Annotated in this window: 20 protein-coding genes and 1 tRNA gene; 10 read left to right on the top strand and 11 right to left on the bottom strand. The window is 33.5% G+C overall.

Going from position 1 to position 23,692, the window contains the following annotated elements:
* Positions 1 to 124 precede the first annotated feature (124 nt).
* Complete coding sequence (locus PL77_RS31890; RefSeq protein WP_156152523.1) at positions 125 to 283, bottom strand: hypothetical protein; 159 nt, start codon at positions 281 to 283, stop codon at positions 125 to 127.
* 299 nt (positions 284 to 582) lie between these two features.
* On the opposite strand from PL77_RS31890, the gene PL77_RS24530 reads away from it, so the two are divergent.
* On the top strand, positions 583 to 966 hold the full coding sequence (locus PL77_RS24530) for an AAA family ATPase (protein WP_044211315.1): 384 nt from the start codon (positions 583 to 585) through the stop codon (positions 964 to 966).
* Positions 967 to 1,110: 144 nt separating this feature from the next.
* Here the strand turns inward: PL77_RS24530 and PL77_RS24525 are convergent, their stop codons facing one another.
* From PL77_RS24525 to PL77_RS24500, 6 genes are all read right to left on the bottom strand, one after another.
* The gene (locus tag PL77_RS24525; RefSeq protein ID WP_044211310.1) at positions 1,111 to 2,640 is read right to left on the bottom strand and encodes an arylsulfatase; all 1,530 of its coding nucleotides are present in this window, start codon (positions 2,638 to 2,640) and stop codon (positions 1,111 to 1,113) included.
* A 580-nt stretch (positions 2,641 to 3,220) separates the two neighbouring features.
* A complete protein-coding gene (locus PL77_RS24520; RefSeq protein ID WP_044211307.1) occupies positions 3,221 to 3,415 on the bottom strand; it encodes a hypothetical protein in 195 nt (64 codons plus the stop codon).
* A 256-nt stretch (positions 3,416 to 3,671) separates the two neighbouring features.
* A complete protein-coding gene (locus PL77_RS24515; RefSeq protein WP_044211306.1) occupies positions 3,672 to 4,328 on the bottom strand; it encodes a response regulator transcription factor in 657 nt (218 codons plus the stop codon).
* Position 4,329: 1 nt separating this feature from the next.
* On the bottom strand, positions 4,330 to 6,015 hold the full coding sequence (locus PL77_RS24510) for a PAS domain-containing protein (RefSeq protein ID WP_044211303.1): 1,686 nt from the start codon (positions 6,013 to 6,015) through the stop codon (positions 4,330 to 4,332).
* 242 nt (positions 6,016 to 6,257) lie between these two features.
* Complete coding sequence (locus PL77_RS24505) at positions 6,258 to 8,015, bottom strand: DcaP family trimeric outer membrane transporter (RefSeq protein ID WP_156152522.1); 1,758 nt, start codon at positions 8,013 to 8,015, stop codon at positions 6,258 to 6,260.
* A gap of 8 nt (positions 8,016 to 8,023) precedes the next feature.
* A complete protein-coding gene (locus PL77_RS24500) occupies positions 8,024 to 9,781 on the bottom strand; it encodes a DcaP family trimeric outer membrane transporter (protein WP_044211298.1) in 1,758 nt (585 codons plus the stop codon).
* 141 nt (positions 9,782 to 9,922) lie between these two features.
* On the opposite strand from PL77_RS24500, the gene PL77_RS24495 reads away from it, so the two are divergent.
* Positions 9,923 to 9,995 (top strand) — tRNA-Arg (locus PL77_RS24495).
* Between the two features lie 536 nt (positions 9,996 to 10,531).
* On the opposite strand, the gene PL77_RS24490 is transcribed toward PL77_RS24495, so the two are convergent.
* On the bottom strand, positions 10,532 to 10,783 hold the full coding sequence (locus PL77_RS24490) for a HigA family addiction module antitoxin (RefSeq protein WP_044211295.1): 252 nt from the start codon (positions 10,781 to 10,783) through the stop codon (positions 10,532 to 10,534).
* Between the two features lie 534 nt (positions 10,784 to 11,317).
* Here PL77_RS24490 and PL77_RS24485 point away from each other — a divergent pair.
* The 8 genes from PL77_RS24485 (at position 11,318) to PL77_RS24450 (ending at position 19,621) form a co-directional block, all read left to right on the top strand.
* Positions 11,318 to 12,469: a site-specific integrase gene (locus PL77_RS24485; protein ID WP_044211293.1), complete on the top strand. Its 1,152-nt coding sequence runs from the start codon at positions 11,318 to 11,320 to the stop codon at positions 12,467 to 12,469.
* 360 nt (positions 12,470 to 12,829) lie between these two features.
* Positions 12,830 to 13,141, top strand: coding sequence for an excisionase family DNA-binding protein (locus tag PL77_RS24480; RefSeq protein ID WP_044211291.1), 312 nt, complete (start codon positions 12,830 to 12,832; stop codon positions 13,139 to 13,141).
* 6 nt (positions 13,142 to 13,147) lie between these two features.
* The gene (locus PL77_RS31005) at positions 13,148 to 14,014 is read left to right on the top strand and encodes a BT4734/BF3469 family protein (RefSeq protein WP_052444695.1); all 867 of its coding nucleotides are present in this window, start codon (positions 13,148 to 13,150) and stop codon (positions 14,012 to 14,014) included.
* A 273-nt stretch (positions 14,015 to 14,287) separates the two neighbouring features.
* Complete coding sequence (locus PL77_RS24470; RefSeq protein WP_156152521.1) at positions 14,288 to 16,129, top strand: DUF927 domain-containing protein; 1,842 nt, start codon at positions 14,288 to 14,290, stop codon at positions 16,127 to 16,129.
* Positions 16,119 to 17,189, top strand: a complete 1,071-nt coding sequence (locus tag PL77_RS24465) for a hypothetical protein (protein ID WP_044211287.1) — start codon at positions 16,119 to 16,121, stop codon at positions 17,187 to 17,189. Before PL77_RS24470 ends, PL77_RS24465 begins: the two co-directional genes overlap by 11 nt.
* A 20-nt stretch (positions 17,190 to 17,209) precedes the next feature.
* Positions 17,210 to 17,881 carry a helix-turn-helix domain-containing protein gene (locus tag PL77_RS24460; RefSeq protein ID WP_044211286.1) on the top strand — a complete coding sequence of 224 codons (672 nt, stop codon included), beginning with the start codon at positions 17,210 to 17,212 and terminating at the stop codon, positions 17,879 to 17,881.
* Between the two features lie 5 nt (positions 17,882 to 17,886).
* Positions 17,887 to 18,093: a hypothetical protein gene (locus tag PL77_RS24455; protein WP_044211283.1), complete on the top strand. Its 207-nt coding sequence runs from the start codon at positions 17,887 to 17,889 to the stop codon at positions 18,091 to 18,093.
* A gap of 100 nt (positions 18,094 to 18,193) precedes the next feature.
* Positions 18,194 to 19,621, top strand: coding sequence for a hypothetical protein (locus PL77_RS24450; protein ID WP_044211281.1), 1,428 nt, complete (start codon positions 18,194 to 18,196; stop codon positions 19,619 to 19,621).
* 32 nt (positions 19,622 to 19,653) lie between these two features.
* On the opposite strand, the gene PL77_RS24445 is transcribed toward PL77_RS24450, so the two are convergent.
* The 3 genes from PL77_RS24445 to PL77_RS24435 form a co-directional block, all read right to left on the bottom strand.
* Positions 19,654 to 20,772, bottom strand: a complete 1,119-nt coding sequence (locus tag PL77_RS24445; RefSeq protein WP_156152520.1) for a hypothetical protein — start codon at positions 20,770 to 20,772, stop codon at positions 19,654 to 19,656.
* Between the two features lie 63 nt (positions 20,773 to 20,835).
* On the bottom strand, positions 20,836 to 22,080 hold the full coding sequence (locus PL77_RS24440; RefSeq protein WP_044211275.1) for a restriction endonuclease subunit S: 1,245 nt from the start codon (positions 22,078 to 22,080) through the stop codon (positions 20,836 to 20,838).
* On the bottom strand, positions 22,073 to 23,692 hold the full coding sequence (locus tag PL77_RS24435) for a class I SAM-dependent DNA methyltransferase (RefSeq protein WP_044211271.1): 1,620 nt from the start codon (positions 23,690 to 23,692) through the stop codon (positions 22,073 to 22,075). Before PL77_RS24435 ends, PL77_RS24440 begins: the two co-directional genes overlap by 8 nt.

Raw genomic sequence — 23,692 nt, 5'->3', positions numbered from 1 at the left:
GAAAGAAGCTTGAAAGTAGATCCTATAAAATCTTGTAGGAAGATAGCATTTATGTAGTCGAGGTAGAAAGTAGAGCATATAGTATAAAAAAGGCTTAAGAGTATAGCAGATACTTTTAAGCCTTTTATTTCAATATTTTTTTCCAATCGATGGCGGGGCAATACTGTGAGATCTTGTCGATTTCATAAATTGACTCAATTTCATTTTCCATACTATTCCCATCTTTATAATTTACTTGGATATAGGCACCATCATAATTATAAAGTTCAAATTTCTTATCCATCTTATACATTGACGTAAGGAAGTCTGAAAAGTATTGCACGATTTCCGCTTTTTGAATTAAGCTTAATTTATTAAAAGTAATATGTTGAAGGCGTACCATTAGTTTTTCGGAAGAAGTTATTAAAAATTTAAAGTACTAGGTCAAAATTAAATTATGACTTTAGAGTTTTTTGAGGTAAAAATTCGAAAAACAATAACAAGAGATGGTGTAAAGTAATTTTGATTTGATACTTAGTTTCTCTAAAGTTACTGCTTATCTTTAAAAAGTGAATAGAACTTATTATTTATTTTTGTTAACAAATGAAGAAGCTGATATTACTAAGAGGTTTACCAGGTGCAGGAAAGACAACAGTTGCTCAGGCAATGGGAGGGTCAATTGAGGCGGATGATTTTATGGTAAATGAAAATGGAGAATATCAATTTGATCCTAGAAATCTTCCTTTTGCCCATAAACAGTGTGAAGAAATGGTGAAACTCTGTATGTCAAGAAGCCAAGAACTGATCGTAGTTTCCAATACATTTACAACAGAGGATGAAATGAAGAACTACTTTGTTATGGCCGAAAAATACGGTTATCAAGTTTCTTCTTTGATTGTTGAAAATAGACATGGAAGCAAATCAATTCATAATGTACCAGACAGTAATATCAAAAGAATGATGGAACGTTTTGAGGTAAAACTTTAGTAAGCCAAGTATAAAATACACTCGGCTTACTTCATTTACATCGGTTTTAACCCTAAACTAAGTTGATGTCTATATTGACATCCTTTTTTCTTTTATATCTACTATGCACCATAGGGTTGGCAAAGTATTCAAGCTTCTTAATCCTTATTTATTATTGAGTTGGTTTAAGAGAGCGGCTGCTCCAATACCTGTTCCTTTCTGCCTTGGAGGGAAAGCTTTCATACTTTCTGCAAAAGCTTTTAATGGAGGAGCAATTGTTGGTAATACCCACGATTTCTCTTTCATCCATAAGAAATGCCCTGGAGTATCAATAGATCTTTCATAAGGATCTAACTTTAAGTTGACAATCATACCTCCTGGTAATTTTTCAGAGTCTTTCAGCCATTCGTCTTTTACGGCCAAGTAGATTTTCCATTGGTCTACACGTATGGCTTGCAGTTCGTTTTCTGCATAGAAGAAAAACTCTCGTCTTTTCGATTTTCCGTTTTGAGTAAGGACATCCATTTGATTATAACCATCAATATGTACCTTGAACTCCGTTCCGTTGACCTCTTTACCTTCTAAGAGTTCTTCTTTGACGTTATCTTCACCAATCATAGCCATCAAAGTAGGCACCCAGTCTTCTGCTGTAAATAATTCACCACTCCAAGTTCCTGCAGGAATATTTTTAGGCCATTTTACTAACATTGGTACTCTGAAACCACCGTCCCAAGTAGTTCCTTTTTCGCCTCTGAAAGAAGCTGTACCCCCACTAGGCCAGTGTGCAAGGTTGACCCCATTGTCAGAAGTAAACATCACAATTGTATTGTCTGCTTCACCAATTTCATCCAATGTTTTCAGGAGTTCACCTACTAGATAGTCAAGGTGTAAAAGACCATCTGCGTAGGTGCTATGTCCGCTTTTTCCACTCCACTTTTCGCTTACATAGATCTCTTGATGCATTCTTGATGGATTGAAAAATAAGAAAAAGTCTTCCTCTGCTTTTTTCTTTTCTTTCAACCATTTTTGAGAATATTCCAATACCTCGTCATCAAATGTTTCTTGTCTGAGTTTGCCCAGTTCACCTCGGTCTTCAATGACTTGTTTACCTACTTTTCCCCAACGAGGATCTACGGTAGGATCATCCGTAGTAGTGGCTTTACTGTAGATCACATTACGTGGTCGTCCAACAAAGTTGGGGTCATCAGGAAACTCAGGCTGTTCTGGCATATCCATCATATTTAGATGATATAAGAAACCATAAAACTCATCGAATCCGTGAACGGTTGGTAAATGTTCGTTTCGGTCACCCAAGTGACTTTTACCAAAGTGTGCCGTCGCATACCCTTGATCTTGTAATAGTTCTCCTAGTGTTACATCTTTTGCATTAAGTCCTAGTTTTGAACCTGGTTGTCCAACAGAAGTCAGTCCTGTTCTGATCGGGTACTGACCCGTAAGAAAAGAAGACCTTCCTGCTGTACAACTTTGTTGTGCGTAATAATCGGTTAGCATCATTCCATCGTTACCAATCTTATCTATGTTTGGAGTATTTACGGCTCCTAATCCTCTATGATAGATCGACAAATCTTGTGGTGCCACATCGTCTGTCATGATCATGATAATGTTTGGCTTTTTGTCCGCATAAGTCATTTCACTTAAAGCGAAAAGCAAGACAAGAAATAGATATTTTTTCATAATTCTTTCTGATTGATTGTGATACAAAACTAAAGTGTATGGAGTGGAGAATTGAGAGGGAAAACAGGAGTTTAGAAATCTACGTGAATCACACAGTTGATTTGAAGTTTAAAAAAAAGCCTTCTCTACAGAGGTAGGGAAGGCTTAAACCAATTAATTATGATGTCTAGAACCTGTGTGTTGATGGGAATCGAGTAATACCACTCAGGCCTAAACGGTTTATAAGTTTAGCATCTTGAAGATTTCGCTTACTAAAACCATTAAGTTACTGTTTTCAATTACTGCTTTTTTCTTTATTGTTGCTACAAAGGTAGAGTGGGGATGGAAGAGTTAGATCTGTAATTTCGGTATAAGTGATTTTTGCGTGTTTCCCTTAGAGTGTTGTAAACTATGTTTTCAATGTTCGTGATATTTAGAAATCGGGAGATTTCTGATGATCTGAAGGGCACGAATGTCGCTTTCGCTTAACATTCGCGCCAGTGGTAAATTACTTCTCTTTTTTGTTTGGATAAATCTAAACGCAGAAAAGCCCTCACTACAATTGTAATGAAGGCTTCATTTCATTTTCTATCCTTATAATTTATTCTGAGAATGGAGTAGGAATAGGATCAACGATCGGATGCTCCGGTGTGATTGGTCCTAATTCCTCATCTTGGTTATTACAAGATGTGATTGTTGAAAGGCTAAACAATGAGATCACTAAAACGAATAATTTGAACTTTTTCATGTCTGTACTATTTGTATTGTTTGTAATATTTAAAACCGATTTTTTCATTTTTGATATTACAAAGGTAGAGTACAGTACTGAGGCATAGGTCTGTATAAACCGGAGTTTAGATTTTTGCGTGTTTCCCTTAGATTTAAAAATTGTAGCTCTATCGTGCACCATGACTGAAGTCACGGCAGATGATATTGGCTCCAACAACACTAAAGTGATGTTTCCGCTTTGAACCTTCAAGACTTCAGTTTTGGAAAGGTTTGTTTATCTTCTTCAGTTTTAACTATGGTGCTCGAAAAACTCACTTTCTTTTTTACAAATCATCAAAAAGCTTTCGCTCAATAGCGTATAAAACTAATCCAGCTACGTTTTTTACTCCTGTTTTCTCCAAAAGATTTCTCTTGTGAGTTTCCACTGTTCTAGTAGAAATGAAGAGCTCATCGGCGATTTCTTGATTAGAATATTCTTTGCAGATTAAATGCAGTATTTCTTTTTCTCTTCCTGTTAATGGGATTTCAGAAGACACTCTTTTTTTAGAAGAAGGAACACTAGACAGCCCTTCCATAATGATATTGGTGACTTCAGATGAATAAAAAGATTTCCCTTGAGCAACAGTTTTGATAGCATTTCTCAAATCATCCTGCGTACAGTCTTTCAACACATAACCCTTCGCACCTGCACTTAGCATTTTCTTGATGTTGTAATTCTCATTCATCATAGTGAGAGCGAGTATCTGCACTTCAGGATATTCTTTTGTGATAGCTTTCGATAATTCAATGCCGTCCATTTCGGGCATCATAATATCCGTTACCACTACATTGACCTCGTTTTGTTTCAGAAGTTCTAATGCCTCCTGACCGTTGTTAGCTTCTCCTACAATTAGAAATTGGTCTTGATGCAAGAACGATTTCAATCCCTCTCTGATCATGATGTGATCATCCACCAATATTAATTTGATAGGTGTATTCATATTATATTCCAAGTTCAAAAATGATTTCTGTTCCTTTCGTTTTTTGTGATGAGATCTGGAAATAGGCACCAATAGCATTGGCCCTTGTTTTCATACTATTGAGCCCAAAAGCATCTACTTTTGTATTCAAATCAAACCCCACTCCGTCATCTTCAATCGTCAATACAATCATATCCGGATGCTTCAACAACTGTATGGTGCATTGAGAAGCTTCGGCATGTTTGATCATATTATTGATACTTTCCTGTACAATTCTATACAACGTCATCTCTACAGAAAGTTTCACTCTTTCTTCCCCTAAATTTTCATAAAAATGAATTTCCGTAGAGGTGGTACCTTGCAAAGCAGAAATTAAAGCTTGAATTGCCGATACCAAACCGTTAGCACTAACTACTTTCGGCATTAAGTTGTGCGCCAAAGTTCGGCTTTCTTGAATGGCTTTTTTGAGATAACTGTAGGCAATATTAAAATGCTTCTCTTCTTCATCATTCGTAATCACCGCTTCTGCTCTTACCTTTTCAAGGTTGAGAATGGCCGTTGACATGGTTTGTTGCAGATTGTCGTGAATCTCACGAGAGATACGACTCCTTTCTTTATCTTCCGTTTCGAGAATAGCATCCACTATTTTTTCATCCTGATGGAGTTGTTCGGTGATATCATTAAAAGTACCGACAATGCGTGCGAGTTCCCCTTGCTGATACACGGGAGCACCGTGACATCTGTACCATCTCAGTGTTTTATCTTTCGTATAAAAACGGGCATCAAAATAGATTTTCTCTCTTGTGGCTTTATGATGTTCGATCTGTTTTTGTAAAATCTCCAGATCATCTTTATGTATATGTTCTCTAAGAAAATCTAACGTTGGAATGATCTCCTCATAAGGATAATCAAACAAGCTACAGCCTTTGGGAAACCAATTGATGGTTTTGGTTTGTGTATCAAAATCCCATATCAAAAGACCAGTGCCTTCCACGGCCAATGTGAAACGCTCATCACTTTTCTCTAGTTCCTGTTTGACTTTTTTGAGATCCTCAACGCTTTCTTTAAAACGAAAATCAATGACTTCTTGTCGCTGTAATCTTTTTCGAATCAGATAAAATGAGATGCACGAAAAGACCAGAATGAACAACAAAAATGTAAGGGAGGAATAAAAATATTGGAAGCCTTCTGCTCGGTTCAACTCCCAAACATTCTGGGTTTTTCGTATCATATCACTTTCAAACTGATCCAACTCTCGATGAAGTGTAGTGATCAGTTGCAAATAACTTTCTTGATATAAATATTGAAAAGCTGAATCACGATTGTTTTGCTGATAATGCTGGAGGATTTGTGCTTCTTTTTCGAGTTGAAGGTCTAACATTTGAAGCCCTTTCTTGATCTTTTGTTCTTCCGTTTGATCCAATCGTAATGTATCAATGCTGATGAATTGAATGTCGTTTTTTAGCTTGTTATACTCTTGGTGGTATTTTTCATCTTCACTTGTAATGTAATGCAACAACAGTTGATGCAGTTCCCGGCTACTGTCTTCAATCTCATTTTTGACGATAATACTTTCATGACGATTGAACTGCATTTTACCAAACTCTTTTCTGTTGCTTAATAAAGCGAGAAAAAGCAGTGAAAGGAAAAGGAGGGATAAAATGATTACTCCAAAGAGACCGGTAAAAGTGGTTTTGATTTTCATCATGCTTTCATTCAACTAATTTTAACACTAATGTAGAAATGTTTTACTAGAAGTCAGAGACTTCTTTTCATCACTAAAGCACAAACGACGCTCTGCTTAACATTTGCGCTAGGAAGAGGAAATCAGAACCACTGGCGCGGATGTTAAGCGACAGCGTCATTCGTGCCTAAAAGATCACTAGAAATCTCCTGATTTCTAACAAAATTATAGCATCCATCAGAACTCTTATACATGAAGAGCATGCATTAAATATCATAACGAATATACATCTGAAATCTCCAAGCACTGCCTCTTTGCCCATCTTTATTGAATCTTTCTCCTTGAACAATACTTAATCCCGTTCTGCAACGGTCAAAAGGAAACCAAAAGAGGTTGGCACTGGTGTAATAACTTTTCTCAAAAGTATGATCGGGTTGCCACTCAGCATTGTCGATCCAAGAGACGCCATTAACGAAGTTGAGGAATAAATTAGGTTTAAAATAATATTCGTAGGTGAAATAACCGCCAGCAGAAAACGGTACATAAATATCATTGGTAGGGCTTGCTACTGCATCAAGATTATAAGAAGAGAAAGCTGAAATGTATCGGGTGACACCACGGCCTCCAATGATCTGATAGTAGATCTTATGTTTATCCTTGAAAGAATTTTTACCCGAAATCATCAACCCATAACCGATTTTAGAAATCACTTGATCATCGGGGTTGTGTTGTGATAATACTCTGAAAAGCCCTGCCGCTTGAATCTGACCTCTAGGTAATGTGATTTTATATCGAGAGGCAACATCGGGCCATAATTGCCTTTGGTCAATGGCAATTGTATCAGAGAAATTGCGGGTAGGTGTTTCTAAACTTATTGCAAACTCATTGTCACTTTTACCTACTTTCTTTTCGTATCGAATTACACCTTGTCTGGTGGAAGACGAACTGCTGGGACCTTCATTATCAACTGTCAATGGGGTAGAGTAGAGGTCCGTGAAAGTGGTCCAGGTTTGCCCAACGGTGAGGTAGCCGTATTGGACATAAGCATGCCTCAGTCGAACGTAATCCAATGCATTTCCTCCACCAACAAAATCAAGTTCAATAAAAAGTTTGATATAGCCTTGGTCCGTGAGAATATTGGAAGAAATACCCAATCTTGATTGACGGGCACTTAAGTAAAAACCGGGATTCAGAATATTATCTTCACCCACTGGAATGTCGTAGGGTGGAAAACCGCCTGTTCTAGCCAGACCATGGAAATCATATAAACCATTGAGTTTGACGTAGCCTCGAATGTCAAAAGGGGTTTGAGCCATTTCAAGATCCTGAGGGTGTTTATTGTCTACAATTTTGGTGGTATCAATCTTTATTTTTGGAAGGAAAGTCAATGTCTTTTCATAGCGATTTTCCACAATTACGGTATCTACCACATGCTCTACGGGTTGAATATCCGCCATGATCACATCTTCATCTTCCGTTGTTTTGATTTGGATGATATACTCAGAACTGTCTTTTAATTCGATATCACCCCAAAATGGCAATGCACCATCTCTGTAAGCCCAAATGCCATGTTGTCCTTCGGGTAAAGCCAATTTGATTTCTTTGTAAGGAGCAATCTCATAAGGGTATTGATCTATCTCTACAATGATGGAATATTCTTCAATATTTTCAATATGAAGCAATGCTTCTTTTCTATGAATCTGTCCTTGGAAGTTGGGAACAAATAAGTCGGCCTTGGCGAGAGTATCAATGTACACTAGCTCTTTGCTTAATACAAAACCTCTTTTTCCAGTTTGATAATCCCACACTTTTACAAATTGACTTTCCTCGTGCAAGGGCAGGGCTAAAATATCTCTTCCTTTTTCCAAACGCATCAAGGCAGGGCTGTTGATGGAACGATGATCACGGAGATGTGTAGAATACTCAACAGTAGAACGCATCCATTGCCCGAAGGTATTTTGATGGATGAAAACCATTAAAAGAGTGATGAAAAGACGATATGTAGGGGATGAAAACTGCTTCATGATCATCATTAAATATCGTATCTAATGTACATTTGGAACCGAGAAGCGTAGCCTCGCTCATCGTTTTTATTTCTTCGGATTCCATAAATATATCCAACCCCTAATTGCATACGATCGAAGGCGAACCAAAAACTATTGATACTGCCGTAGTAACTACTTTTATAGCTATCTTCCGCTTGCCATTCCGCATTTTCCAACCAAGTTACACCACCCGTAATGTTACTGAAAAGCTTTTCCGACCAATGGTGTTCAAATGAAAGGTATCCACCGGACGTTTGAGGAATAAAAACGCTGTTATCGGCAGGATTCACAAAAGCGTCCATAGAATAGTTTCGAAATGCTCTAACATATCTGCTGATGCCTTTTCCATATACCGCTTGAAAATACAGGATATTGTCTTTGTTTTCGATGTACTGTTTACCACTCACCATAATGCCATAACCGGCCGTGTTGGTAACATGATTGGTATTGATATCTGTATGGGAAATGATTCTGAACAGACCAGAAAGTTGTACCTGCCCTTTGTCATATTTGACCTTATAACGGGAACTGATATCAGGATATTTCTGTCGTTGATCTACAGCAATGGAGTCCGAAAAAGCAGTAGTGGGCGTTTCAATTGCCACTCCAAATTCATTGTCTGTATATCCCACTTTCTTTTCCCAACGGACCATCCCCTGACGAATGGCAATAGAACTGTTCGGTCCTTCTCTATCTACCGTCAAAGGAATTGCTTCAAGGTTGGCGAAAGTGGTCCATGTTTGTCCGATGGTAAGAAAACCGTATTCCGCATAAGCCTGCCTCAATCGGAAGAGCATCTGAATAGTACTTCCTCCCGCAAAATCCGCTTCAATATAGATTTTCAAATAGCCCGTTTTCGCTTTGATATTAGAATAAAACGCCAAACGTGACTGCCTAGCCCCCATATAAAAACCTCTGTCGATGGTATTTCGCTCATCACCAACAGGAATTTCAACCGGCACAAAACGGTCCACATCCGAAAGCCCATTGAAATCATAAATAGCATTTAATTTTACATATCCTCTGATTCCGATTTTGGATTTCGATTCCTCCAAATCCTGAGGGTGTTTATTGTTGACAATCCTCGCCGTATCCACCCTCACTTTAGGAGTGACATTTACCGTGTCTACAGAATAATACTCCGTCAGCACTGTATCCTGATGCGATAAAATAGGATACAGTTCACTTACCAAAACCTCTTCCGTTTCATTGATTTTTAGCACATATTCCGCACTGTCGGCCAGCGTCAAACTTCCCCAAAAAGGAAACGCACCATCCCGGCTGATCCAAATACCATGTTCCCCCTCACGAATCCTCAAAGTGATTTCCTCATAAGGCTGTAACTGATACGGAATCTGATCCAATTCAAAATTAATATCCTTCTTAAACTGATTTTCCAAGTGCAAGGTCGTCCCCCCACGTTTCAGCGTACCATGATTGGAAAGCTCTTTCAACTCTACCCTAGGCAGAATCTCATACAAGGTCAGGTATTTTTTATACACAAAGCCCCGCTTTCCCGTCTGATAATCCCAAACACGTATATAAGACTCGTTACTATCAATAGGAAGTGCCAATAAGTTTCTCCCGTTTTTTAAGGTCATCATCACATGCCCATTAGGTCCATGACTATCACGCATAAATACGTCATGATTTACCTGCGCTTTCATCCATTGAGAAAAAGCTTCATTAGAAAGCAATAAAAAAACAGGAATTAGATAAATATATAGTTTAAGAGAGAATCTCATTGAAAACGAGTTAATTCAGCGTTTAGATTGATCAAAAGAAAGAAATACCTCATACAAAATACATCATTTTACCTTGAATTTGAAAATTATCCTATTGTTTGAGTCTGCTCAAGGTCGTATATTCGCACAAAACAAAAAAATGGCTCCATAGTACAACGGATTAGTACGTAAGCTTCCGGCGCTTAAGATCTGGGTTCGATTCCCGGTGGGGCTACTAGGTATGTATTTAATATGCTTAGAAAAAATGCAAACTGCGTAAACGGTATCGTTAGGGCGGTTTGCATTTTTTTGTTAAAGCCCAAAATGACCCAATTTCACCCATTTTAACAATAGTTCTGTCGCAAATCTGTCGCAATTTTTTGAAGGTATTTTGCCCTTCATTGACACAAATTTTTATTTATACTTTTGTGATCCTACGTTCCTACAGTCCTACAACTATCTTATTATTTAATTATATATCTATTTAAAGTAATATAAAGAAGATATATAGAAGAGAAAGTAGAAAAATGATGTATGATAGTGTAGGAAGTGGTTTTTTGATTGGATTGGAGGAGTTGAAGTTTTGAATTGAGGAGGTTTGAAAATGATAGGCTTCCTTTTTCCAAACATAAAATATATACACAAGCATCATTAATATTTTTGAAAAAGTATGAAACCCATCAGAAGTAAAGACAAACTTTTTGCAGTAGTCATTAACACTTTGACCGAAATAATAACCAAAAAGAATTAATGAAATTCATTGGTGATGATTCAAAGTTGTACTTTAGAATCAATATCATCTTGAAGATTATAGAAGAATAGATCACTCATTCCAAAATACTCAGATAATTTTGAGCTTATTTCTTTATCCATTTTAGCTTGATTATTTAGTAGAGCTTCCAATATGGATATTGAAATATTAGTATCTCTAGATAATTGATCAATAGTTATATCTAAAGGAGTGATAAACTCTTCTTTTAGGATCTCTCCTAAAGAGACTTTTATAGGTTGAGTTGCTTTCATTTTTTTATTGAGATATAATGAGTATAAGGTTAAAAATTAAATTAGTCCCCCAGCTTGGGGGACAAAGTACTTCAATGATAGATAAAGTACAAAACTTAGTGTTCGTAATATATTCATCATACATTCTAACTTATCCATCTTTACTACAATAACATATTATTATTGACTTTATGTTATTACCTGCCAATTTCATTAAATATCTTAAGCTCTAAAATCTGCAAAGTAGGTGGTATATGTAGCAAAAATTGTGAATGCAGAGATGTGGTTTCCTTATTTTACGATTTTGGAATTAGTATGAAAGTAGTTTTATTCATTTTCGTCACAAATTTATCAAAAAATTGTGACGATTTTTTTTGTCCTGTTTCCAATTACTGATTATTTACCCAATAAAATAAATACTAAATATTTCACGCATTTTAAACATCCGTATACGCAAAAAACTTCTAAAAAACGTAAAATGGGTTGTTTTATGTAGCCTGTTGAAATAGCCCTAGTATTGCATCATACAATAATTGTTTAATAAAAATTGATGTAATGATTTATGTAAAATCAGAACTAGGAAAAGAAAGAAAGGATGGTTTATCACGTGTTTATTTTAGATTGATCCTTGAGAAAAAGTATCATCGTATCACGACTAATATTTATGTCCCTACAACATGGTGGAAAAAAGATAGTTTGGAAATACCCGTGATGAGAAATAGGAAAGATAATCACTATCCCACTTCTATTTCTCCAAAAGTACTTAATCGTAAAATTAAGAATGAGAGAATCAGAATTGAGGAAGCTATTACTGAACTGGAGTTGAAAGGTAAAGCCATGACTTTTGAGAATCTAAATAAGCAACTTAGAGGGTTTGATGATGATAGCTTTATTGACTTTATTAATGAAGACTTTAAAAAATATGCCAAGGGTGTAAGTGATAGAACAGTAAAAGGGCAGCAAAGTAGGTTAAATGCTTTTAGAAAGTATATTGATATGCACCATCAAGGGAAAATCACTTTTAAAGAAATGAACCTTGATTTATTGCATAGCTATTTTGCATGGTGTATAAACTACTTGAAGAATAGTGAGACGACAAGCTATATCAAATTAAGGACAATCAAAGAGTTTTTGACTAGAGCAAAAAAACAAGGTATAGTTCATAATAATCCATTCAAAGATTTTCCAATCAGACAACCTGAGGTGATCAAAGAATATCTCCTACCTGAGGAGGTAAGAAAGCTTGAAGAACTATTTAGGGAAGGTAAACTACCAAGAAGATTAATGAATGTACTTACACTCTTTCTTCGTGCACTGTATTTGGGAATACGTTATAGTGATTATGAAAATGTAAACAAGCTAGAGAATAAAATATATAATCACCTTATGAAACAAACAAAAACAAAAGATGCTGTAATGTTATACTTCCCAGATCATGCGAAGGAATATTTCCTAAGAGATTGTGAATTAATCTCCAATCAAAAAATGAATGACTATTTAAAAGAAATTATGAAAATCGCAGGGATAGATAAAAATGTAACAACACATACTGCAAGACATACACTTGCTTCGATTTTAATATCTAGAGGAGCAACTTTAAAAGAGGTGCAAGAGATTTTAGGTCACGAAAGTATTTCTTCAACGATGAAATATGCGAAGCTCATGCCTAAAAGAAAGGAAGAAATCATGAAAAAATTCAGCTATTGATATTTGTAAGTTAATGTATGTTAATTTTTTAAATGCTGATTTTTATTGATTTTTGGATAGGGTATTTGGGATACATAGTTACCATAATAAATGTTGAACTCCACCTACATTTCATCCTATTTTGTCGTATTCATCCTGTTTGGTTCTTTTCATCCTGATTTGTCCTATTTGTAAATATATCAAAGTTACTGATTATTAATTAGTTGTATGTTATTGTGCGATATTTTGAGTTTTTTTTAATTATTTTCAATTGAAATTTAGTGCTTCATGCCTTTTTTGCATTTAGGCGTTGTACCTCTATGTTTGTAGTGTCAGTTCATCAGTTGATGAGCATTTTATACACAAGTAAACCAGTAATTTATGGTTAAAATTAAATTAGAGGTATCAGATATTTTGATTCAAGATGAAAGTTCAAAAAAACTAATTGAAAGCATTGCTGAGCAAGTTGTTTTAAAAATGAATCAATCTTCTGGGCAAAGGCGACAAATAGAGAAAAAGATCTACTATTTGACAGTAAAAGAAGCAAGTGAAATGGCTAAGGTGAGCAAGTCAAAAATCAGAAACCTAATTCACAAAGGAGACTTAGAAGCAGAGAAGGTAGATGAAGGACTAACTAAGAGTAAATTTTTAATCAATTATGAATCATTTAAACAGTATTTTAACCTAATGTAGAAGTATATGGAAATAGCATATTTTCCTACACTATATGAGACTTCAGCTAGCAAAGTAATAGATATCAATCAATTATTCACTTTGATTAGAGAAGGTATAGATGAGGAACACAGACAAAATTGTCTAAAAGCAAAAACTGCTACTAATAAGGAAGAACTAAACAAAATAAAGCGACGGCTTCCTTGTGTAATGATCTCAGGCACTTGTAGTTCACGTAACCTACAAGGATTTAAACAACACTCAAACTTAATTCAACTAGATTTTGATCATGTTTCAGATGTTCATCATAAATTTCATCAAATAAAGGAAGATAAGTATTCGTTCCTTTCATTTGTAAGCCCAAGTGGGAAGGGTTTAAAAGTTATAAACATTATTGATGGAAATAAGCATACTGAATCTTTTGAATTTTTAGCTAATTATTATCATGAAATGTATCAGATTAAAGCAGATCAATCCTGTAAGGATAAAACAAGATTAATGTTTATACCTTACGATACTAATATCTATAGGAACGACTCAGCAATTCAATCTAAAGTTATTAAGAGAGAAACTCAAAAAACACCTCTTCAATATCGAAGTTCACCTAGAAGCGTAGGTGATATTACTATTGAGACTTTAATTCATAAGATTGAGTCTTCTAAAAAAGATATTACTTCAGAGAGAAGTGATTGGATAAAAATAGCCTTTGCGTTAGCAAATGAGCTGAATGAATCTGGTAGAGAGTACTTCCATAGAATTAGTCAGTTTTATGAGAACTATTCGCCAGCAGAAGTAGATAAAACCTATTCTTATTGCTTAAGAGCAAATAAAGGGAAAATCAATTTGGGGACAATCTACCATATCGCAAAACAGCATCAGGTTATGTTGTTTTAAAAAGCAGACATAAAAAAATGTAATACATGAAAAATTTAAAAAAATCAAAATATTTTGAGGTGGAATCATACTGCCTAAACAATGTATTCAAATTGTTTAAAATATTCAGAAATCACTTTAATGAAGTATATGTATTTACGTTTTTCGAAAGTCAGTTATAAAATAAAAAGAGCAATGATATCGCCAAATATCATTGCTCCATTTGCAAACTCGTAATGATTAAAAGTAATATTTCCAGATACCTTTTTAATCATTACTTAAATAAAAGTAATAATGATTGAACAAAGTGACAAATCTTCACGGCAGAATAACATAGAATATCGTTTGCTAAAAGGTTGTGACGTCAAAGATGTATCAAGTGACATCTATAATTATGAATGTTTTAATTATAACAATAATACATACATAACATACAAAAAGAAAGAGGACGAAATACTAGTAATAACTGCAAAGCGGTTTGCTAATTTTATAATAGAACCGTTGTTTATGGTAAGAGATCCTAATTCACCTTTGAGGGTAATCAAAATCGTAAATGTTGAAGGGCAAACTGAGATAATGACAGTTGCTCCAAAAACATTCTCTAATTCCAATGAACTATCGGCTAGTTTTAGTGCTTTAGGAAATTTCCATATGGAAGGTACTAAAGCAGATCTTTATAAAGTTTTAAGAAAAGTGTACGATAACGTTCCTTTAGTATCTAAAGTGACACAATTAGGTTGGAACAAAAAGTATGATTCATTTTTCTTTTCTAATGGAGCTTATAATGTTAAAGAAGGGTTTAAACCTGTAAATGAGGAAGGGATTGTAAAGACAAATGAACATAAAGTAATTCTTCCCTTTGAATCTCCACTTTTTGAGGAGGAATTTGAAAATGCTGTAGAGAAAGATTTTCGTTATCAATACAGCGAAGTGAATCCTAACGAATGGATGTTAGCTTTTAATAGAGTATACAAAGAGAAAGCTATGATTGCTATTCCTTTTTTGATAGCGTCTGTTTTTAGAGATATTACTTATAAAAAACTTCATTTTACTCCTATCTTATTTTTATTTGGACAACCAGGGTCTGGGAAGAATCAAATGGGATTAAGTATGATGAGCCTGTTCGGAAAAGCAAATAATGGGTTTCAGTTAAACTCAGGTACAAATGTTTCCTTTTTCAGAAACATGTCATTGTTTAAAAATGGTCTTGCATGGTTTGATGAATACACCAATGATATTGAACCCAAAAGAATCCAATCTTTAAAAGGGGCTTATGATGGGATTGGTCATTCTAGAGGAAATAAGAACAATGAAAGTATAAATACGACTGCCGTCAACTCAACTGTTTTGATAAGCGGTCAGCATTTACCTACTGCCGATGTCGCATTATTTACGAGGTCAATTACCTTAGACTTTTTCAAGACTAATTTTTCAGAGGAAGATCGGTCAAATCTCAATCGTTTACGAGAGATTGAAAACGAAGGTTTGTCAGAGGTTTTAACTAAGTTTTTGTCCTGTCGTGAAAAAGTAGAAACACATTTTCAAGATACATACGAGGAGGTTAGAGGGGCATTGGATGAGGCTTTGAAAGGCGAATCAATTAATACTCGAATGATCAATAATATGTCTGTTGTGCTTGGTGTGTACAAAATTGTAGATGATCAATTGTCCTTTCCAATTGAGTATGAAAAAATCTTTAAAACAGTAGTTGCACAAATCAAGCAACAATCAAATATGATTTCAAACACCAAAGAAACAACCGTATTCTGGGACACATTTGAATATTTGGTTGGCCATCAAAAAGCTAATCCAAACATTGAATACAAGATCGTAATGCAAAAAGAAGTCAGAGTATTTAGTGGTAAATCTCAAATCACACTTGACTTTCCTGATGGTGCAGATATTTTGTATATCCGCTTAAACCAAATTCACCCCATGTACAAACAACATCTAAGAGCACAAGGTGATGCTGGTTTAGAGAAATCAGCAATGGAGAATTACTTGAAGCATGATCGTGCATTTATTGGGACAGTAAAAAACACAAGGTTCAACTCTGGGTCAACATCAGCAATGCTGTTCGATTTATCTCAACTTTCTATTTCAATCTATCAAAATTCAGACATCAATGGAAAATAAATTCTATGAAGAAGACAAAGCCTCTACCTCAAGATATATCAATAAGGCAGAGCACTATGGAAGGCTGTTTAGGCAACGTCCATACGGTGAGAAAAACAAATCAATCTATCAATTAACACAGTTTCTTCGGTGTGCACTGCCAATAATCAGTGTGCTAACGGGTGTGCAATTTATCAAAAATATATTTGCACAGGTTAGCACACCCCTTATAGCATGTGCAATAGCGGTGGTTTTGATCTTTTTGGTTGAATATATAAAATCACTTGTACTGATGATGTCATTTCAGAATAAGTACAGAGGTGAATCATCCTTCCTTTTATGGATAATCGTTTTGACAATAGGTTTGAGTAGCCTATTCTTATCGACAAGAGGTGGCTTTGAGTGGTTTGTCCATCAATCCAATCAAAATATACAACAGGAAAGAATACAGACTTTTAATGAAGTCCGCTATGATAGTGTGCAATTCACAAAAGCACAGGAGTATCAAACAAAAATTGATGAATTGAACCAACATCGGAAAAAAAGATGGGGAGGAATGCTAACGACAGAAGAGAATCAGCAGATTCTTTTTTATCAAAAAAAGCTAGATCAATTGGAGACAGATAAAAAATTACACTCTCAGAAGATTGATGCTTTTATCACCCACAAACAAGACGATTTATTGATTCCGATAATAGTAATTTTGTTGTGTTGTACAATCAATGATCTGCTCATATTTTGGAGCAATTGGTATGTAGTGTATTACAAATACAAAGTAGTAGAGGAAGTAAAAATAATAACCAATACATCCTTTACTTCAAAACACAGTTTCCATTCATTATTTAATGAGGTACTCAGTGTGCAAACGGATAAAAACCTTGAAAAACAAGTGATTGTACAAGGAAATCAAGGTGTGCAATCAACTAATGATACAAGTAGTGCACAAGATGCACATCAAGAACAGAAGATAATCGCTTTGAAAAAAGCAATTCAATTGGGGTGTAGAGACATGCGCAAATTATGCGGTCTTGGTTTTAATCCCAAACAAGTGAAAGAGGCTTTAAATGAGCCTAATTATTAACCTAAAAATTCACAATTAGAATGAAAACAATCAAAGAAGAAAAAGTAATCGAGCTTCATCGAAATGGTAAATCATACCGAGACATTGCCAAGATAATGGATATCTCCTTTTCATCGGTAGGTAATATTATCCGTTCAAAAAAACATGTAATCCAGCCTGAGAATATTTCGATTGAGGCTAAACTTTCTACAAACGAGGAGGTAATAACAACTCTTCCTGAACAAGATCTAGAAAGCTTGAAAAAGACTAAGTCGAAAAAGGATAAGAAAGCGAAAGCCATGAAAAAGAAAATGGTTAAGGTGCAAAATGACTTATTAAATTCTCAAAAGGAATTAGAAGAAAGTCGATTTGAGATGAAACGTTTGAATCAAACATTAGAAAGTAGAGAGCAGGAAATCAGACTTCAACAAGAACTGTCAGATTTTTTTGAAAAGGTATTAGAATTTGAAGGCAAAGCTCTTAAGTATAATACACTATTAGATGCCTATAATTTTTTATGGGAATGGAAGGAGGAAATTTCAACAGCATCCCTTTTCAAAACATTTAAAGAGGAGTATATCCTTGCTACGAAACTTTCAGACTACTTCGAAAAAGGATTACTAAAGTTTGATGAAAGCACACTTTTAAAAGAGGTAAGGTTTAATTTCTCACCCAAATTTATTTCTCAAGTTCAATCATTATTTAATTACTAATCACAATGTTAAATTTATTCATAAAGTGCTCAAAGGAGCAAAAAGAGGAATTCAGTAACGAAGAAGAAACAGTAGATACTGGAATAGAACAACCTGAAGTACTAGAGGAAACTTTTGAAGAAGATACAGAAGAAACGCTATCAGGAGGTTTTACTGATGAATATTATCGGTTAATGGAAAAGAAAAGAATAGTAGATATTTATATTGACTAATCATTGATTTATTGTTAGTGGCAGGCTTCTCGGAAGGGAGTCTGTTTTTTTTAATGTTTTATATTTATATTACAAATTATAATTAAAAATAAATAGTAATATGAAAAGATGTTTTAAATGTAATAATGAACTTGTCGATGAATCTTATTATGAAGAAAATAAATCTCAATTTAATAATGAGCCTTGTTTTGATCATAAAGAACATATCATTCAAAATGGACTTCATGGTAAATTAAAAGTTGAAGGTATATTATGTTCATCTTGTGGGGGAGAGTTAAGTCAAAGTATAGACAACAAATTCTGTAATTTATTCTCTGTATTTACAGAGCAATTAAAGGATATCCTTGTAAGAAAAGATCACGGAGCTAGTAATAAGGATAAGGATTTAAAAGGGTATTTTTATGAGGATAAGGATTTTAATGCTAAAATTGATATTACTAAAAAAAGAAATACTATATCGCCTAAACTTTCTTATAAATACCATGAAAACGATCATAAGTTAGTAATTTATGGTAAAAAGAAGATAGCTGAAAATTATAGCAATAAGGCTCTTAATGATTTAAAAGAACAAGGAGTAGATATTTCTGATATTGATGTTGTGATAAAATCTGATATTGATGATGATGAAATGGTAGCCTTACATTTTTCTGAAGGTATTATTGATTTCAATTCTATCTTTCAATCAGGTTTTGTGAAAATTGCTGTTGAATTTGCCCTTTCAAAAGGTATTTTTAGAGAAAACTTAAGTAATGCATTAAAGATAAATGCAGATGGCACATCAGAATTTATTACTCAAAATAATGTAACTCCTTTTTTCCCATATGGTGGATTTGATTTGATATATGAGTATAGTAGAGATTTAATAGAAGCTCATTATCCTTCACATGAACTAGTTCTTTTCACTGAGGAATTATCAAATGGAACTAAGCGACTTTATTGTTTTATTTCTTTGTTTAGTACTTTTCAATATTATGTCCTTCTTAATGATGATTATAAAGGAAAAGATATTTATGAAACTTATTATCAAAGTTTAATTAAGCAATCTAATTTAGAGTATGATATTGAGAAAATTAGGCTTCAATACAAAAAATCTAAAGGTTTTAAAATCGTTGATGATTCACAAAAGAACATTTATATTCTTAACCATGAAAATGAATTAAATAGAATATTAGGTGATGTGAAACTTCTTTATTCTTTTTTCAAAGATAAAAGATTAGATGGAGCTACAAACTTAAAAGAAGATGCAAAAGAGTTATTTACAATGGTAGATGAACAAGCTTTAAATTTTGATTTATCTAAATTAGAATATGAAAAATTTAACAGTTACAAAACTGTATTCTTTGAGGATGATGCTAATGGAGGACATGAATTATTATCATACCCGATTGAATTAATAAAATATTTTTCCTCTGTACAAGAGAAAGAAGGTTACAAATTATATGGTACGATAAAATTTAATCAATTAAGTCAATTTATTTTTAGGTTAAATGAATTGAAAAAGGAGAAATTTAAGAAAATAAATAAGTAAGGTTTACCTTACTTATTTGTTTTCAAAAAGGGTTATAACATATCAATTAGTTCTCCTTCATCACCAATTAATATTTCCATCTTATCTAAAAACTCTTGAGCAATTGGTTTTATCGTAGAGTTTGGTGTTATTTCAAATATATCTTTAATTCTATTATCGAAATTGGGGACAAAAAGTATTTTGATTATATCTGTTTTTTCGTTTTGGTGTAAGAATAAATAATCTTGGTATTCCACATTATTTATATTGTCTACTATTTCTTCATAAGTATCATGATCTTGAAGCCATTCTAAAACCCTTTTTTCACGTAACTGATTATAACTTGGACTTGTAGGCAAATAAGGTTCTAAGAGTCTAAATGGCTTATTTAAAAAGGGTGAATTTACTATAGTTTTATCTCCTCTTGTTAAGGTTCCTATTAATTCAAATGTCAGAGTTCTAATATCACTTCCATTTACAAGTATAAAAGCTGTATCATCTAGTGGTGTAGGAATGTCATGATGGACTATACCGAAATATGTTCCTCCAATCCCTAATTCGATTGTCTGTAGATAATGAAATGATTGAAGGTAAGCAGTAATAAGTTTCAAATTAGTTAACCTTTGTAATTCAGGTGCTAAACAATTGACATCAAGTATTACATGAACCTTTTTTTCAATGTCTTCATATAGTTCTTCTTTTATTTCCTCAGGATAGCCTCCTAAATGCACAATCTCCCCCTCTTGACATATTGTGACTTGTCCGTCATTAAAAACATTATAACAATATAAGACGACTGGCTCTCCAGTTTTTTTGATAGAGAAAAGTAATTGAATATCTTTTCTTTTTTTAGTGAAATGCTCAATAGTTCTAATAGGATCAGAATCTATCTTGGGAGATTTAACTATATTTTCAATAACACCATATGCGATATTGGCATTACCTGCAAATGCTGTTACAATTTTATCAGATACAATATTAATTTTCTTGGTAGATTCTTGCATTACAGTTAAATCATCCACATTCTTAATTGTACCCTCTCCAAAAGCAGATGCATCATGAGGTGTGTGAATTTCTTTAAAACTACTTTGATCATTAGTAACACTTGTGATTACTGAATCACCAACGATATAAACAGTATCGTTCTTTACAGTACCTAAAATATAAGTCATTTGATTAGTTTTTAGTTTAAAACAAAACCACATAACACCAAAATGCTATGTGGTACTTAATATCTATAGCTCAATATCTTCTACACTCACTTGACCATTCATTAACATTGGTAATAACCAATCTCGTAGCTTATGTAATTGTCGGTCTTCCTTTGCTGTAATTTTAAATTTTTCTAAAATTGGATCAATATGGTTATTAAATTGATGAAATACTTTGTTGTCTAATGGAGTTGGTATTAGAAGATTTTCTAAACCATTAATCCATTTGGCGTATGGTATTGAAGAACCTGTTGAGTTTTGTGTTGCAAATTCAATAGAGTCTTCTTTATTTAGAGTAAATAAGATGTAATTTTTTAAATTTTCATCCAAACTTCTTATTACCATTAATGTAGACCTTGAAATACCATCTTCTATAGCATTACAAACTCTATGGAAATAAACCCTCATTGCCCCTAAAAGAATATCATCTTCATTAAATTTTATTAAAGAAGATTTAGCTTCTTCACGATTTTCATATTCACTATAATATAATTGCTTTCTAGGTAACTTATCAATTGGAAGATAAGGTAAATATTCCTCTTCTTCAGGTTTTATCGAGTTACTAACATTATAAGCTATTTCATTAATCTTTTTAACTTCCCACCCCTCGGGAATCTCTCTTTTTAACTCCTCATTATAAACCATTTGACCACCAGATGATCTATAAGGCTTACCATTTTCATTGGGGAAATCAAACTGTACAAACCAATAATCATAAAGCAGTTTTGCCATACTTTCTAATTGGTTGTTGATTTTGTTATTGATCTCTATCTTTAGATCTAAATTTGAAAGTACTTTAGCAATTGCTTTTTGTGTATTGAAACTTGGAAAACTGAACTCAATATTCTTTAGATTAACGCCTGTTAAATGTTTAATGGTTGATCCAATAAAATATCGATCTAAACCATTTGTCCTGCCTGCTAACAACATTCGATAATACAGAAATTCATATGAAAAACCCTTCTTTACTCTAAGTCTATGTAGTGCTTTTTGGATCTTCATATTAGGCATATTATTTCGCCATATAGCACATCTTCCAGGTTCTCCACCCTCACAGATAATTAAATCACCATATTCTAATCCATATCTTTCCTCTTCATGTACCTCAAATTTCATTTCAGATAAAAAATCAAAATCAAAACCACCCCATCTTACACATTTATTTGATAGATATGGTTGGTATTCACCTTTGTTTTTTTTCTTGTCTAGCATCTTTCCTAGACAAGAGTCTGAGATTTCACCTAATCTAAATATTTGCCAATTATTCATATTTAAGACTGGTTATATTTTTAACTATTTCCTTTTCTAAGTCTTTTGACTCTTTGAACATGTATTCTAATGAATTTTCAAAATTATTCATCTTAGAAGTAAATTCATCATGAGTAATGTTTACATATTCAATCTTTACCTCAAAATATTGTCCTGCACTTAAAGAATAATTTTTAGAGGTAATATCATCATAGGAAACCTTTACAGAAAAATCATCTATTTCTTCTTTTTTATTAAAAGTATCAATGATTTTATTTTCTTCTATAGTAGTTAAAACAGTCTTTTGATTATTATTATCTTTAATTGTTTCTCCTAATTTTGAAGCATCAATTAAAACGACTTCATCTTTATTTTCTTTATCTAGGAAGAGAATACTAACATTTGTACCAGTTGTAGCAAAAATATTAGACGGCATACTAATTACTCCTGACAACATTTTTTCTTTTACCATCTTTTGTCGGATCTTTTTATCAATACCACTTTGGGCAGTGATAAATCCAGTAGGCACAACAATAGCAGCCTTACCATTTTCTTTTAGTGAAGACATGATGTGTTGAATAAACAAAAGATAAATAGCCATTGATTCTTTTTTCTTAGCAGGAACTTTTGGTATACCTGCAAAGAATCTATCATTATTTTCTTTAGAATCTAAATCATCTCTATAGTCTGAAAAATCAAGCTTAAAAGGAGGGTTACTAACAATATAATTAAACTTTCTTAGTGCATTATTTTCCTTATGATAAGGATCTAAAATTGTATTCCCTTTAATGATATTTGGAATAGAATGTACTAGGTTATTTAAAATTAAGTTTAGGCGTAAAAGGTTAGATGATTTTTGTGAAATATCTTGAGAATAGATAGTACACTTATCTTCTCCAATTTGATGTGCTAAGTTCATCAATAAAGTACCGGAACCAGCAGAAGGATCATAGCAAGATACATTTTGAACTTCTCCATGAACTAAGCATTTCGCCATAATTTTAGCTACTGCATGAGGAGTAAAATACTCTGCATATTTACCTCCACTGTTCGTATTGTAATCTTTGATAAGGTATTCAAAAATAGTAGCGAAGAAGTCAAACTTCTCATCGAACACACCTTCAAAACTAAAATTAATTAGCTTATTGATTATTGCCTTGCAAAAATCATCTCTTTTGTCTGTAACATACTTACTTACATCTTCAAATAGAGTAATTTTTTCACCTCCTTCTGTTTTTACAGAGAATAAATCAATGTTTAATGCTCCAATCTCTAATAAAGTAGTATCAAAAATCTCATGAAATTTATCTTCATTTTGTTGTTGAAATACTTTTGAGATTAGATGTTTTGGTTTTAGATGAGCTGTATTTTCATCAAGCATCATCATATTCATCTCAAGTTCATCCTCAGGGATTGAATCTAGTGCTTCATTGAAATTTTCTGCTGTAGCTAATTTTTCATCTTTCTTTTTGATCTCATGAATGAATTTGTCATTCATGAACTTATATAAAAATACTTGGGTAATTATTTTGAATTCATTCCCATCATTTCCTAATCCATAATTTGCACAAACACTTTTTAAGTCATCAATTAACTTTTTGGTTTGTTTTTCAAACTCTACTGTAGTATTCAT

It is taken from the genome of Flammeovirga sp. OC4 (assembly GCF_000812565.1).
Classification (GTDB): Bacteria; Bacteroidota; Bacteroidia; order Cytophagales; family Flammeovirgaceae; genus Flammeovirga.
This window is presented reverse-complemented; position numbering and strand designations above follow the sequence as displayed.